The 12940-nt window shown below is 72.0% G+C and carries 14 protein-coding genes, 2 tRNA genes and 1 pseudogene; 13 read left to right on the plus strand and 4 right to left on the minus strand.

Annotated elements, in window-relative coordinates:
• Window positions 1–23 precede the first annotated feature (23 nt).
• From P3T34_RS14275 to P3T34_RS14285, 3 genes are all read left to right on the plus strand, one after another.
• Entirely contained in the window at window positions 24–932 is a 909-nt protein-coding gene (locus tag P3T34_RS14275) for an ABC transporter permease (RefSeq protein WP_280672084.1), read from the plus strand.
• On the plus strand, window positions 929–2989 hold the full coding sequence (locus P3T34_RS14280) for an ABC transporter ATP-binding protein (RefSeq protein WP_280666417.1): 2061 nt from the start codon (window positions 929–931) through the stop codon (window positions 2987–2989). The genes P3T34_RS14275 and P3T34_RS14280 overlap by 4 nt, the downstream gene beginning before the upstream one ends.
• Before the next feature lie 69 nt (window positions 2990–3058).
• Window positions 3059–3132, plus strand: a tRNA-Lys gene (locus P3T34_RS14285).
• Between the two features lie 89 nt (window positions 3133–3221).
• Here the strand turns inward: P3T34_RS14285 and P3T34_RS14290 are convergent.
• A complete protein-coding gene (locus P3T34_RS14290; RefSeq protein WP_280666418.1) occupies window positions 3222–3443 on the minus strand; it encodes a hypothetical protein in 222 nt (73 codons plus the stop codon).
• Window positions 3444–3525: 82 nt separating this feature from the next.
• Between P3T34_RS14290 and P3T34_RS14295 the strand changes: the two genes are divergently transcribed.
• The 6 genes and pseudogenes from P3T34_RS14295 to P3T34_RS14320 all read left to right on the plus strand — a co-directional run bounded on the left by P3T34_RS14295 (window position 3526) and on the right by P3T34_RS14320 (window position 7007).
• Window positions 3526–4092 (plus strand): AAA family ATPase, encoded by a 567-nt coding sequence (locus P3T34_RS14295; protein WP_280666419.1) that lies wholly within the window; start codon window positions 3526–3528, stop codon window positions 4090–4092.
• A gap of 20 nt (window positions 4093–4112) precedes the next feature.
• Window positions 4113–4349: pseudogene (locus P3T34_RS14300) on the plus strand (helix-turn-helix transcriptional regulator); the annotation flags it as partial.
• Between the two features lie 424 nt (window positions 4350–4773).
• Complete coding sequence (locus P3T34_RS14305) at window positions 4774–5403, plus strand: DUF4232 domain-containing protein (protein ID WP_280666420.1); 630 nt, start codon at window positions 4774–4776, stop codon at window positions 5401–5403.
• A gap of 128 nt (window positions 5404–5531) precedes the next feature.
• Window positions 5532–6098 (plus strand): DJ-1/PfpI family protein, encoded by a 567-nt coding sequence (locus P3T34_RS14310; protein ID WP_280666421.1) that lies wholly within the window; start codon window positions 5532–5534, stop codon window positions 6096–6098.
• A 91-nt stretch (window positions 6099–6189) separates the two neighbouring features.
• Window positions 6190–6834, plus strand: coding sequence for a LysE family translocator (locus P3T34_RS14315; RefSeq protein WP_280666422.1), 645 nt, complete (start codon window positions 6190–6192; stop codon window positions 6832–6834).
• A gap of 99 nt (window positions 6835–6933) precedes the next feature.
• Window positions 6934–7007: transfer RNA gene (locus tag P3T34_RS14320), tRNA-Lys, on the plus strand.
• Between the two features lie 83 nt (window positions 7008–7090).
• Here the strand turns inward: P3T34_RS14320 and P3T34_RS14325 are convergent.
• Window positions 7091–7486: a nuclear transport factor 2 family protein gene (locus P3T34_RS14325; protein ID WP_280666423.1), complete on the minus strand. Its 396-nt coding sequence runs from the start codon at window positions 7484–7486 to the stop codon at window positions 7091–7093.
• 236 nt (window positions 7487–7722) lie between these two features.
• On the opposite strand from P3T34_RS14325, the gene P3T34_RS14330 reads away from it, so the two are divergent.
• Entirely contained in the window at window positions 7723–8862 is a 1140-nt protein-coding gene (locus P3T34_RS14330; RefSeq protein WP_280666424.1) for a histidine kinase, read from the plus strand.
• Between the two features lie 2 nt (window positions 8863–8864).
• Here the strand turns inward: P3T34_RS14330 and P3T34_RS14335 are convergent, their stop codons facing one another.
• Window positions 8865–9734 (minus strand): alpha/beta hydrolase, encoded by an 870-nt coding sequence (locus P3T34_RS14335; protein ID WP_280672086.1) that lies wholly within the window; start codon window positions 9732–9734, stop codon window positions 8865–8867.
• 142 nt (window positions 9735–9876) lie between these two features.
• Between P3T34_RS14335 and P3T34_RS14340 the strand changes: the two genes are divergently transcribed.
• Window positions 9877–10869: an EamA family transporter gene (locus P3T34_RS14340; RefSeq protein ID WP_280666425.1), complete on the plus strand. Its 993-nt coding sequence runs from the start codon at window positions 9877–9879 to the stop codon at window positions 10867–10869.
• A gap of 17 nt (window positions 10870–10886) precedes the next feature.
• Here the strand turns inward: P3T34_RS14340 and P3T34_RS14345 are convergent, their stop codons facing one another.
• Window positions 10887–11222, minus strand: a complete 336-nt coding sequence (locus tag P3T34_RS14345) for a chorismate mutase (protein ID WP_280666426.1) — start codon at window positions 11220–11222, stop codon at window positions 10887–10889.
• 274 nt (window positions 11223–11496) lie between these two features.
• On the opposite strand from P3T34_RS14345, the gene P3T34_RS14350 reads away from it, so the two are divergent.
• A complete protein-coding gene (locus P3T34_RS14350) occupies window positions 11497–12261 on the plus strand; it encodes a VOC family protein (protein WP_280666427.1) in 765 nt (254 codons plus the stop codon).
• Window positions 12262–12340: 79 nt separating this feature from the next.
• A complete protein-coding gene (locus P3T34_RS14355) occupies window positions 12341–12766 on the plus strand; it encodes an OsmC family protein (protein ID WP_280666428.1) in 426 nt (141 codons plus the stop codon).
• The last annotated feature ends 174 nt before the right edge of the window (window positions 12767–12940 follow it).

Here is a 12940-nt window from a genome sequence, read left to right on the forward strand (position 1 = left end):
CGCCCCCGACCCCCGAGCGGGCGGTGCGCTCCGGCCGCGGCCGACTGGTGCTCGGGCGGCTGCTGGCCGCGCGGGGGGTGCTGGTCGGCACGGTGATCGTGCTGCTGCTCTTCCTGCTGGCCTTTGTCGGGCCGTACCTGACGCACTGGAGATATACCGACATCGACTACGCGGCGCTGCGCCAACCCCCTTCCGCCACCCACTGGTTCGGCACCGGGGGGCTCGGCCAGGACGTCTACGCGCAGACCCTGCGCGGGCTGCAGAAGTCACTGATCATCGGCCTGCTGGTGGCACTGCTCTCGACGGTGGTGGCCGGGCTGGTCGGCGCCTGCGCCGGGTACTTCGGCGGCTGGACCGACCGGGTGCTGATCTTCTTCGTGGACCTGATGCTGGTCTTCCCCAGCTTCCTGGTGATCACCATCATCTCGCCGCGACTGAAGAACACCGGCTGGATCGCCTTCGTGGTGCTGCTCGCCGCCTTCAACTGGATGATCACCGCGCGGGTGGTGCGCTCGATGACGATCTCCCTCAAGGAGCGCGAATTCGTGCGCGCCGCCCAGTTCATGGGGGTGCGGCCGCTGCGGATCATCCTGCGGCACATCCTGCCGAACGCCGCCTCCTACCTGATCGTGGACGCCACCATCGCGGTCGGCGGCGCGGTGATGAGTGAGACCGCGCTCTCCTACTTCGGCTTCGGCGTGAAGGCGCCGGACGTCTCGCTCGGCACCCTGATCGCCGACGGGACGGACGCCGCGCCCACCTATCCCTGGATGTTCTACTTCGCGGCCGGGCTGCTGGTGCTCTTCGTGCTGGCGGTCAACCTGATCGGCGACGGCCTGCGGGACGCGCTCGACCCGACCGCCGAGGCCGGCCGCACACCCTCCCGTCGCACCACCCGTCGCTCCCACCGCACTCCCAAAGGCTCCCGATGACCTCCCCCGCAGCGCTGTTGACCGTCCGCGACCTGCGCGTCGAGTTCGCCGGAGCCCGTGGCCGGGCCGCCACCGCGGCCGTCCGCGGCGTCGACCTCGCGCTGCGCCGGGGGGAGACGCTCGGCATCGTCGGCGAGTCCGGTTCCGGCAAGTCGGTCACCGCGCTGGCGGTACTCGGCCTGCTGCCGGGCACCGCCGCCGTCGGCGGCTCGGTCCTGCTGGACGGCCGCGAGCTGGTCGGGCTGCCGGACCGCGAGCTGGCCAGGATCCGCGGCAGCCGGATCGCGATGGTCTTCCAGGACCCGCTCTCCGCCTTCACCCCGGTCTACCGGATCGGCGACCAGATCGCCGAGGCGGTGCAGGTCCACCAGCGCGTCGACAAGGCCGCCGCCCGCCGCAGGGCGGCCGAACTCCTGGACCTGGTGGGCATCGCGGACCCGCTCCGCGCACTCGACAGCTTCCCGCACGAGTTCTCCGGCGGCATGCGCCAGCGCGCGATGATCGCGATGGCGGTGGCCAACGAACCGGACATCCTGCTCGCCGACGAGCCCACCACCGCGCTGGACGTCACCATCCAGGCGCAGGTGCTCGACGTGCTCCGGACCGCCCAGCGGGAGACCGGCGCCGCGCTGGTGCTGGTCAGCCACGACCTCGGGGTGATCGCCCAGATGGCCGACCGGGTCGCGGTGATGTACGCCGGGCGGGTGGTGGAGAGCGCCGAGGTGGACGAGCTGTTCGCCGCTCCCCGCCACCCCTACACGCTCGGGCTGATCGGCGCCGTCCCGCGGCTGGACGCGCGCGGCGGCCCGCTCGTCCCGATCCCCGGCAACCCGCCGGCCCCCGCCCAGCTGCCCACCGGCTGCCCGTTCGCCCCGCGCTGCCCGCTGGCCGAGGACCGCTGCCGCACCGCGGAGCCGGAACTCACCGGCGCGGACGGCCACTTGGCCGCCTGCATACGGGCCGACAAGCTGGCCGAGCGGCGCCCCGCCCCCGCCGAGGTCTACCCCGTACCCGCGGTCCCGCCAGCCGCCCTGCCCCCCTCCCGCGAGGACCGCGAGCCGGTGCTGCGGGTCACCGGACTGACCAAGACCTTCCCCGTCCTGAAGGGCGCCGTCTTCAAGCGCAAGGTCGGCGAGGTGTACGCCGTCGACGGCGTCGAGCTGGACGTACGGCGCGGCGAAACCCTGGGCCTGGTGGGCGAGTCGGGCTCCGGCAAGTCGACCACGCTGTTCGAGGTGCTGGGCCTGGCCAAGCCCGAGGCGGGCCGGATCGAACTGCTCGGCCAGGACACCGCCGCCCTGGACCGGTCCACCGCGCACCGGCTGCGCGCCCAGCTGCAGATCGTCTTCCAGGACCCGATGGCCAGCCTCGACCCGCGGATGCCGATCGGCGACGTGATCGCCGAACCGCTGCGCGCCCAGGGCGCACCGAAGGACTCGATCGCCCAGCGGATCCCCCAACTCCTGCGCCTGGTAGGCCTGGAGGCCGACCACGCGGCCCGCTACCCACACGAGTTCTCCGGCGGTCAGCGCCAACGCATCTCCATCGCACGGGCGTTGGCCGTCGAGCCGCAACTCCTGGTGCTGGACGAGCCGGTGTCCGCCCTCGACGTCTCGATCCAGGCCGGCGTGCTGAACCTGCTGCAGCGACTGAAGGCCGAGCTCGGCCTGGCCTACCTGTTCGTCTCGCACGACCTGTCGGTGATCCGGCACCTGGCCGACCGGGTCAGCGTGATGTACCTGGGCCGCACGGTGGAGCAGGGCGCGGTGGACGAGGTCTTCAACGCCCCGCGCCACCCCTACACCCGCGCCCTGCTCTCCGCCGTCCCGCTGCCCGACCCGGTCGCCGAGCGCGCCCGGACCCGCGTCCTGCTGGCCGGCGACCCGCCGAGCCCCACCGAGCGCCGCGCGGGCTGCCGCTTCCGCAGCCGCTGCGCCGTCTACACCGCACTCGCCCCGGACCTGCGCACCCGCTGCGAGCAGGACTCCCCCACCCTGCTGGACGCCGCCCCGGACGCCGACCACGCCGCCGCCTGCCACTACCCGCTGTCCCGATGACTCCCTGTGGCCGCGCCACCACGATTCGGCGTATCCCTCATCTGCGTGTAATGTTCTCGGGGTCAGCACGCGCCGCTAGCTCAGTTGGTTAGAGCAGCTGACTCTTAATCAGCGGGTCCGGGGTTCGAGTCCCTGGCGGCGCACAGACAACCGTAGGGCCCCTCGCTCAGGCGAGGGGCCCTACGGCGTTTCCGCCCCTCCATTTCCCCCCTCCCCCGCTCACCTCCCCCGCTCAGCGGCGCCAGCGGCGGGGCTTGCGCGCGCGGCCCCAGAACCAGCCCGCCGGCGGACGGTCCGCACGCCACGGCTGCGGCTCGGGCGCCTCGCGCCGCCAGCGGGCGGCCAGCATCCGCGCGCGACCGGACGGCTCGGCCACCGGCGCCGATCGCACGAAATCCTCGTTCAGCTCGACCTCGTCCCAGTCCCGCCCCTGCGGAATCTCCTCGCCGCCCATCACCACTCCTCCGTGCCGTCCCGCTATGACCAACGCGCACCCACCCCACCCGGTGCCCGCGCGTACTGAGATCATTAGCGATATGGAACCTGGTCGGATCATCTTCCTCAACGGCACGTCCAGCTCAGGGAAAACGAGCATCGCTCGGGAACTCCTGGACATCCTGGACGACGGCGTCTTCTTCCACCTGGCGGTGGACGGCTTCAACGCGACCCGCACCAAGCGGGCGCTCGACGCGGAGGAGCTCGACGCCGCACTGCGGCGGACCAGGCTGGGTTTCCACCGCTCGATCGCGGCCATGGCCGAGGTGGGCAACGACGTCGTGGTCGACCATGTGCTGAGCGAGCCGTGGCGGCTGCTCGACTGCCTGACCGTGCTGCGACCGGAGGACGTGCTGTTCGTCGGCGTCCACTGCTCGCTGGACGAACTGACCCGCCGCGAGCAGGCCCGGGGCGACCGCCCGGCGGGCCTGGCAGCACTCCAGTACGACCTGGTCCACAGCCACGGCGACTACGACCTGGAATGCGACACCAGCACGGCGACCCCGCGCCAATGCGCCCAGCAGATCAAGGACTTCCTCCCCCACCGCCCAACCCCCACCGCCTTCACCCGCCTGCGCACGGTCCACCTCTCCGCGTCCCACGCGTGAGCGGGCGTACCGTCTGATGCATGGCGAATGAACACCTCGGGGACCGGCTGTCCCGGCTGCGCCGGTTGGCCGGCCTGACGCAGGAAGGGCTGGCGGAGAAATCGGGGGTGTCCGCCGATGTCGTAAAGAAACTGGAGCAGAAGCGCAAGCACTCCGCTCGACTTCCGACGCTGCACGCTCTCGCCAAGGGGCTGGGCGTGGAACTCACGTCCCTCCTGGGCGACCCGCCGGCCGTTCCATCCACCGGGGACGCCGAACCGCCCGGACTGAACCCATGAACCACCCCTCGACCCTGCGCGGCCGCGTAGCCAAAGCCAACCTCGACGCCGAACACGGCTGTGCCGGGTGATCGACCCACACAACGAACTCCAACTGCCGCTGATCGAACGGTACTCAGCGGGTGGGACGGCCCGCGCGATAGCGGCGTCCATTGACGTGCACGCCGCCGCGGGCCGGAACACCTGCTCGAAATAGGCGACGCCGATGGCTTGGGCAATGCTCGGGTGTCGATTGTCGTCAGGTCTATGACGTTGTGCTACAGGGCCGTAACAGGCGCTGATCTGGGCGATTGTGCGTGCCAAAGTCGTTGCTGCCGCCGGTGATCGCGTTTATCCGCGGGTCGGACCGGACACGTCGCCACCGGATGCGGGGCGACGACACCGAAAGCGAAAGAGGGACACCATGCGTACGAAGATCGCCCGCCAGGGTCTGTCGGCTACCGTGCTCGTCGCCGCGGGGCTGATGCTGACCGCGTGCGGTCCCAACGGTTCGGTCAGCGCCACGATTTCCTCCTCCACCGGCTCGAACGCCACGCAGTCCTCCACGGGGGGCACCACCTCGGCGTCGAACGGGTCGACCACTCCGACCGGCTCCAGCTCCGCCGGAAAGGGCTCCGGCACGGGGGCCGGCTCCTCGGCGGGGGCGGACTGCCACACCGTGAACCTGTCGTTCAGCAGCTCCGGGGGCATGGCGCAGGGCGAGGTGCTGATCAACCTGAAGAACGTCGGGTCCACGACCTGCTCGCTGCACGGCTTCCCCGGCGTGGACCTCAAGAGCCAGTACGGCACGGTCAGCGCGGTGCGCAGCACGATGGCCGTGCCCACGGTCAGCCTCTCGCCCGGGCAGACCACCAACTTCACCCTGCACTACCCGGTGAACAACACCGGCGGCAGTGGGGTGACGTTCACCAGCGCCGTGGTCACCCCGCCGAACGAGACGCACTCCCACACCATGTCACTCGGCTTCAACGTTCCCGCCGACAGCGGCTCCAGCCCCGCCATCACGGTGGACCCCGTGGGCGCCGGCAAGTGACCACCCGGTCGGTGCGCCCTGTTGCGCACCGGAGCGCTGGTGCGCGAGGTTGACCATCGGCACTGCCTGTGACCACTCGGGGCAGTACTGTGACGACAGTTGACCCAGCATCAGAATTGAGGCCGGCCATGGCTGTGAAGATCCTGCTCGTCACCGGGGACGCGGCGGAGTCGCTGGAGGTGCTGTATCCGTACCAGCGGTTGCGCGAGGAGGGCTACCAGGTCGACATCGCGGCGCCGGCCCGCAAGAAGCTCCAGTTCGTGGTCCACGACTTCGAGGACGGCTTCGACACCTACACCGAGAAGCCCGGCTACACCTGGCCGGCCGACCTGGCCTTCGCCGAGGTCGACCCGGCCGAGTACGCGGCGCTGGTGATCCCCGGCGGCCGGGCCCCCGAGTACCTGCGCAACAACGCCGACCTCCAGCGCATCGTCCAGCACTTCTTCAGCTCCGAGAAGCCCGTCGCGCAGCTCTGCCACGGCCCGCTGATCACCGCCGCGGCCGGCGTGCTGAGCGGCCGGCGCACCGCCGCCTACCCGGCGCTCGAGCCCGATGTCGCGGCGGCCGGCGCCACCTACGAGGACGGTGAGGCGGTCGTGGACGGCGTGCTGGTCTCCGGTCGCGCCTGGCCGGACCACCCCGCCTGGCTGCGCGCCTTCATCGAGATCCTGCGAACCAAGGCCCCCGCCTCCTGACCGTGATCCCCCCAACTCCCCCTGCCCGAAAGCGGGCAGGGGGAGAACCCGCCCGGGAGCGCAGCCCGCGCCGGCGATACGGTGACGAGCCATGACCCTCACCACCGCACTGTGGTCCTTCGCCCTGGTCGTCGGCCTCCTCACGCTCACCCCCGGCCTGGACAGCGCGCTCATCCTGCGCACCGCCGCCCTCGGCCGGCGCCGCCGGGCCTGGGGCGTCGTGCTGGGCATCCAGACCGGCACGCTGCTGTGGGGGGCGCTCACCTCGCTCGGCGTCACCGCACTGCTGACCGCCTCCCACCTCGCCTACGACGCGCTGCGCGTCAGCGGCGCCTGCTACCTGCTGTGGATGGGCGCCCGGATGCTCTGGAACACCCGCCGCCGCACCCCGGCCGAGGCCGACCCCACCGACAACGTGGACGGCGTGGACAGCGCAGACTCCTGGTACGGCGGCTGGCGCCAGGGCACGGTGACCAACCTGCTCAACCCGAAGATGGGAGTCTTCTACGTGGCCGTGCTGCCGCAGTTCATCCCGGCCGGCGCGCCGCACTTCACCACCGGCGTGCTGCTGACCTGTGTGCACGTGCTGCTCGGCCTGCTCTGGTCGACGGTGCTGGTCGGCTTCGCCCGGGCCCTGCGGGTCAAGCTCCAGCGACCCGCCGCCCGCCGTCTCCTCGACCGGATCACCGGCACCGCCATCGTCGGCTTCGGCCTGCGCCTCGCCGCCGGTTCCTGACCGCTCCCTGACCGGAGCCGCCCGCTCAACAGGACACCCCCGCCACCTCGGATTCGGAGTTCCGCCGCTGATCAGGTAATGTTCTCCGCGTTGAAACAAGCGCCGCTAGCTCAGTTGGTTAGAGCAGCTGACTCTTAATCAGCGGGTCCGGGGTTCGAGTCCCTGGCGGCGCACCGTGAAACACCAGTACGACTGAGGGCGTCCCCATTCCGATGGGGACGCCCTCAGTCGTATCCCAGCCGTAGCCGCGACCGGGTCAGGACCAAAAGTCGTCCGAAGCAGCGAGATCCTCGACACACTCGTCGAGGTCGGTGACCTTCTCTCCCACCACCCGGAAGACGATGCCGCCGGCCATGTCGATGCTCTTGCCGCCCCGCTCGGCGGTGATCCGGTGCATCGCCATCGCGTGTCCCCGGCCGTCGACGAGGACCTGCTGCAGCTCGACCCGCAGGGAGCCGCCGGTCTCGGAGGCAAGCTTGCCGTAGTAGCCGAGGACGGCGTCCCGGCCCTTGAAGTCGCCGGACAGCTGGTGACTTCCCGGCACGTGGTGCGTACAGTCGGACGTCATGATCCCACCGAGGGTCTCCATGTCGCCGCGCGAGAACGCCGCGTAGCCCTTGCGGATCAGTGCGGCATGCGGATGCTCAGCCATGGTATTTCGCCACCTTCCTGGACAGACCGGAACACTGGCTGACCCATCAACCCTGTCACCACCCGAAGCCCTGGTCCACCGTCCCCCCGCTCCACCAGCCCCACCAGCTCCACCAGCTCCACCAGCTCCACCCGGGCGGAGCAGCAGTCCCACGTCAGAACAGGAGTGGCACGATTCCCAGACAGACAGCGCCGATACGGACCGGCGGCAGCCGAGCCGAGCGGCTGGTCCGCAGGGTGTGGCAGCCGCAGCGACGATGGCACGCCTGGGCGGTCGACCTGGTCCTGGTGGTCACGGCCGGCCTCGACGCGGTGCTGAACTTCCCGCCCCCGCGCGACTGGCACTTCGCGGTCTCGCTGGTCGCGGCGGCCGTGCTGGTGCTCCGGCGACGCTTTCCACTGACCGTCCTGCTGGCCACCCTGCCGGGGCTGTACGCGGGCAACGCGATGGTCGCCGCCATGGTCGCGGCCTGCAGCGTGGCCGGAACCAGGCGGCCGACCTGGCAGAAGGCACTCGTCGCGCTGGCGGTGACGGTCGGCAGCTTCCTGCCCTGGCCGATCACCGACTTCAAGCTGGAGACGGCGAGCGACATCACCCAGCACCTCATCTACGCGGCCATGCTGGGCACCGGCCCGGTGGTGCTCGGGCTGCTCGCGCAGACCCGCAAGGACCTCTCGGAGCGGGTCGCCGAGCTGGCCGTCCTGCGCGACCACGAGCGCGCGCTCTACGCCAAGACCGTGGTCGCCGCGGAACGCGCCCGGATCGCCCGCGAGATGCACGACGTGGTCTCGCACCAGGCGGGACTGATCGCGGTGCAGGCCGGGGCGCTCCAGGTGACGACCAAGGACCCGCACGTCAAGGAGGTGGCAGGCACCTTGCGCAAGCTCGCGGTGGCCACCCTGGAGGAGTTGCGCAGCATGATCCTGGTGCTGCGGGCGGCCGGCGCGGGGCCCACCGAGCTCGTCCCGCAGCCCAAACTCGCCGATCTGCCGCGCCTGGTGGCCGCCGCCGAGGTGGCGGCCACGCTGCTGGTCGAGGGCGAGACGGACCGCGCGCTGCCGGAGCCCGTCGAGCGCACCGCGTACCGGACGGTGCAGGAGGCGCTGACCAACGTCCGCAAGCACGCGCCGGGCGCGCCGACCCAGGTGCTGGTGCAGATCGGCGGGGACTCCCTGCGGGTCCAGATCCAGAACGCGGCGCCCAACCTGCGCGCCGAACAGCCCCAGCTGCCGGGCGGACGGCACGGCCTGGTGGGCCTGCGGGAGCGCGCCGCGCTGCTGGACGGGACGATCAGCGCCGAGCCCGCGGCGGACGGCGGCTTCGCGGTGCGGCTCTGGCTGCCGCTCACCCGGGTGCCGGCCACAGCAGCAGACTGACCTCAGCCGCCGTCCAGTACCGCGGCCGCCACCGCTTCCGGGCGGTCCAGCATCAGCAGGTGCCGGGCCGGGGCGGCTATCCGCAGCGTCCCGCCCAGCTGCTCGGCCAGCCGCTCCTGGCGCCGCAGCCAGTCCAGCGCCCGCCGCGAGCCGCTGCGGTCGTACGCGGCCAGTACGGTCACCGGGACGTCCGGCAGCGGCGCCCGGGTGCGCAGCGCGGCGAGCTGAGCCGCGACGTCCAGGTAGTGGGTGTTCTCCAGCAGGACGGCGGCCAGCGCGCGGCCGGGGCGGTAGCAGCGGCGCACCAGCGCGTCGGGCGCCGGGTCGCGGCGCCGCACGGTGCAGGCCCGCACCACCAGCCGCCGGCCGGTCGGCCCGGCCAGGTACGGCAGCGCGGCGGCGGTCATCAGCCGGGCGGTCGTCCGCGCCGCGGCGGTGCGTACGGCCGGCAGCGGGCGCGGGCGGGGCTCGGGTTCGGTGCTGCCGTCCAGCAGGACGAGGCCGGCCGTGCGCTCGGGGTACAGCCGGGCGAACGCCTCGACGTGGAACGCGGCCAGCGAGTGCCCGGCGACGGTGCACGGGCCGGTCAGGCCGAGGGCGTCCAGGATCCGCCGGATCCGCTCTGCCTCACCGGCCGCGCTCGGGACGTCGCGGCCGGGCGGGGCGGGGGCACTGAGGCCGTAGCCGGGGCGGTCGAAGCGGACCACGGTGCGGTGCGCGACGAGCCGGCGGACCACGTGATCCCAGTCGAACCAGACGCCGCCGAGCCCGCTGGCCAGCACGCAGACCGGCCCGCTGCCCTCGCACAGCACGTGCAGCGCGGCGCCGTCGATCCGCAGCAGCCGCCCGCCGCCGGGGGGCATCGAGGTCATCGAGGTCATCGGGCTCGTCTTCACCGTCTCGGACATCGGATTCCAGTCTGGCCAGGACCGATCAAAAGGGGACAAAAAGCCTACCGGTGCCGAATTCGAGACGCCAATCCGACCAACCCGGCCAAAGTGGCACAATGCCCCGATGTCCAGCTCAACGCCCGCCGCCCCACCCTCCCGCCGCGCCAGCGGGCTCACCCTCGCGCTGATCTCGGCCTGCGCCTTCGGCGGCTCCGGCACGGCGGCCAAGCCGCTGATCGACGCCGGCCTGTCACCGCTGCACGTGGCGTGGCTGCGCTCCGCCGCGGCCGCCGTGATCCTGCTGCCGGTGGCCTGGCGCCACCGCGCCGTGGTCCGGCAGCGGCCGGCCCTGCTGCTGGGGTTCGGCCTGCTCGGGGTCACCGGGGTGCAGGCGTGCTACTTCGCCGCGATATCCCGGATACCCGTCGGGGTGGCGCTGCTGATCGAGTACCTCGGCCCGCTGCTGCTGCTCGGCTACGTCCGCCTGGTCCAGCGCAAGCCGGTGAGCCGGGGCTCGGCGATCGGGGCCGCGGTCGCGCTGACGGGGTTGGTCTGCGTGGTGGAGGCCTGGAACGGGATGACCCTCGACCCGCTCGGCGTCCTCTTCGCCCTGGCGTCGGCCTGCTGCCAGTGCGGCTACTTCGTCCTCGCGGACGCCGGCAGCCAGGGCGACAACCCGGTCCACCCGCTGGCCGTGAGCGCCTACGGGCTGCTGATCGGGGCCGTGGTGCTGACCGCGGTCACCCAGCCGTGGACGGCCGACTGGGGCCGGCTGGCCGGGGACGTCACCATGAACGGGCACCGGATCCCGGCCCTGCTGCCCGCGGCCTGGATGGTGCTGGTGGCGACGGTGCTGGCCTATCTCACCGGCGTGCTGTCCGTGCGCTACCTGTCGCCGCCGGTGGCCGGGGTGATCGCGAACGTGGAGGCGGTGGTCGCCACCGTGCTGGCCTGGGTCCTGCTCGGCGAGCATCTCGGCGGACCGCAGCTGGTGGGCGGCCTGCTGGTGCTGACCGGCGCCTTCGCCGCCCAGGCCGGCCGCTCGACGGCACCCGCGCCCGAACCCGCCACCGAGCCGGAACCCGAACACGACCGCCCAGCCCCGACACTCCGCTAGGAGCTACGAGCCAGGAGCTACGAGCGCGCGATCGCCTCGTGGTGGCGGATCACCTCGGCGATGATGAAGTTGAGGAACTTCTCCGCGAAGACCGGGTCCAGGTGGGCCCCGTTCGCCAGCTCGCGCAGCCGCTCGATCTGGTCCCGCTCGCGCGCCGGGTCGGCCGCCGGCAGCTTGTGCGCCGCCTTCAGCCGGCCGACCTGCTGGGTGGCCTTGAACCGCTCGGCGAGCATGTGCACCACGGCGGCGTCGATGTTGTCGATGCTCTGGCGCAGGCCGGCCAACTCGGCCCGGACGGCTTCGTCGACCTCCTCCAGCGAGGAGGCCTGGTCGGGGGTGGGCTGCTCCGTCATCGCGTCCGCTCCGGTTCGGGCTTTCCGGCAGGCTGGGCCGGGGCTGGGCTGGCTTGGGCCGGGCAAATCTAACAGCACGTCGACCGACGAATCGCGCCGATTACGGTGATCGTCCGCATGGTGGACCAGTCCGGTGAGACACACCGGCATACCACCGTCCGCCACGAAGATGTTGCGCTCCGTCACGACCGGGCCGATTCTGACCGCACGGATTCACCCCGCCCCGCCCGACCTCCGGTCGGACCGGTCCGCTGCGAGAAAGGCCCACCCGACCATGCCCATGCGCGACTCCTACCCCGACGGCGCCCCCTGCTGGACCGACCTGACCACCTCCGACCCGGCCGGCGCCCGGGCCTTCTACGGGCCGATCCTCGGCTGGGAGTTCCAGGACAACGGCCCGGAATACGGCGGCTACCAGATGTGCCTCAGCGGCGGCCGGCCCGTCGCCGCCCTGATGCCGCCGCCGCCCGGCGGTGAGCAGCTGCCGACGATGTGGAACGTCTACCTCTCGACCAGCGACCTCGACACGGTCTACGGCAAGGTCGACGCGGCGGGCGGCAAACCGGTGATGGGCCCGCACGACGTGCCCGGCGCCGGCCGGATGGCCTTCGCCTTCGACCCGACCGGCGCCTCGGTCGGCTTCTGGCAGCCCGCCGGGCACATCGGCGCCGCCCTCTACGGCGAGCCGGGCGCGATGTGCTGGAACGAGCTCAACACCCCCGACGGCGCGGTGGCCGACGCCTTCTACGCCCAGCTCTTCCCCTACCGCCAGGAGCAGATCGGCGACGGCGCGGACTTCGACTACACCGACTGGCGCCTGCCCGCCGCGCCGGAAACCCCGGTCTGCGGGCGCTACCGGACAGCCGTCGCGCAGCCGTACTGGTCGACGTACTTCGCGGTGGCCGACGCCGACCGCGCGGCGGCCCAGGTCCGCGAACTCGGCGGGCGCCTCGTGCGCGAGCCCTTCGACACGCCGTACGGGCGGATGGTCCCGTGCACCGACCGCGGCGGCGCACAGGTCACGTTCTGCCGTCCGTAACGCCGGACACGTAGGGTGGGGGCGGCGTGACCGGAACTGACACTCCGACAGTCCCTTTCCACACAGGAGGAACCCGATCGTGGCTACCACCCGCACCGCCCGCACCGCTTGGGAAGGCTCGCTCATCGAGGGCAAGGGCGAAGTGACCTTCGTCTCCTCCGGCATCGGCGAGTACCCGGTCTCCTGGCCTTCCCGCGCGGAGCAGGCCAATGGGAAGACCAGCCCCGAGGAGCTCATCGCGGGCGCGCACTCGGCGTGCTTCTCGATGGCGCTGTCGCACGGCCTGACCGGCGCGGGCACCCCGCCCACCAAGCTGGACACCCAGGCCGACGTGACCTTCCAGCCCGGCACCGGCATCACCGGCATCCACCTGACCGTCACCGGCGAGGTCCCCGGCCTGGACGAGGCGGGCTTCCAGAAGGCCGCCGAGGACGCCAAGGCCAACTGCCCGGTGAGCCAGGCGCTGTCCGGCACCACCATCACGCTGACCGCCAAGCTGGCCTGACCCGGCCCAGCACTGAGGCCTGCTGAGGCCCGCGTACGCCCCTGGCGCGCACCGACCGGTGTACGCCAGGGGCGCAGCTGTTTACCGCCCGCTTCACCCGAAACCCGGCGAATCACCCTGCCGGCTGTGGCCGCCACTTCTCCGCGCGCCTTATGATCGGCCACAGTGCCCTCG

Source organism: Kitasatospora sp. MAP12-44, from assembly GCF_029892095.1.
Lineage (GTDB): Bacteria > Actinomycetota > Actinomycetes > Streptomycetales > Streptomycetaceae > Kitasatospora.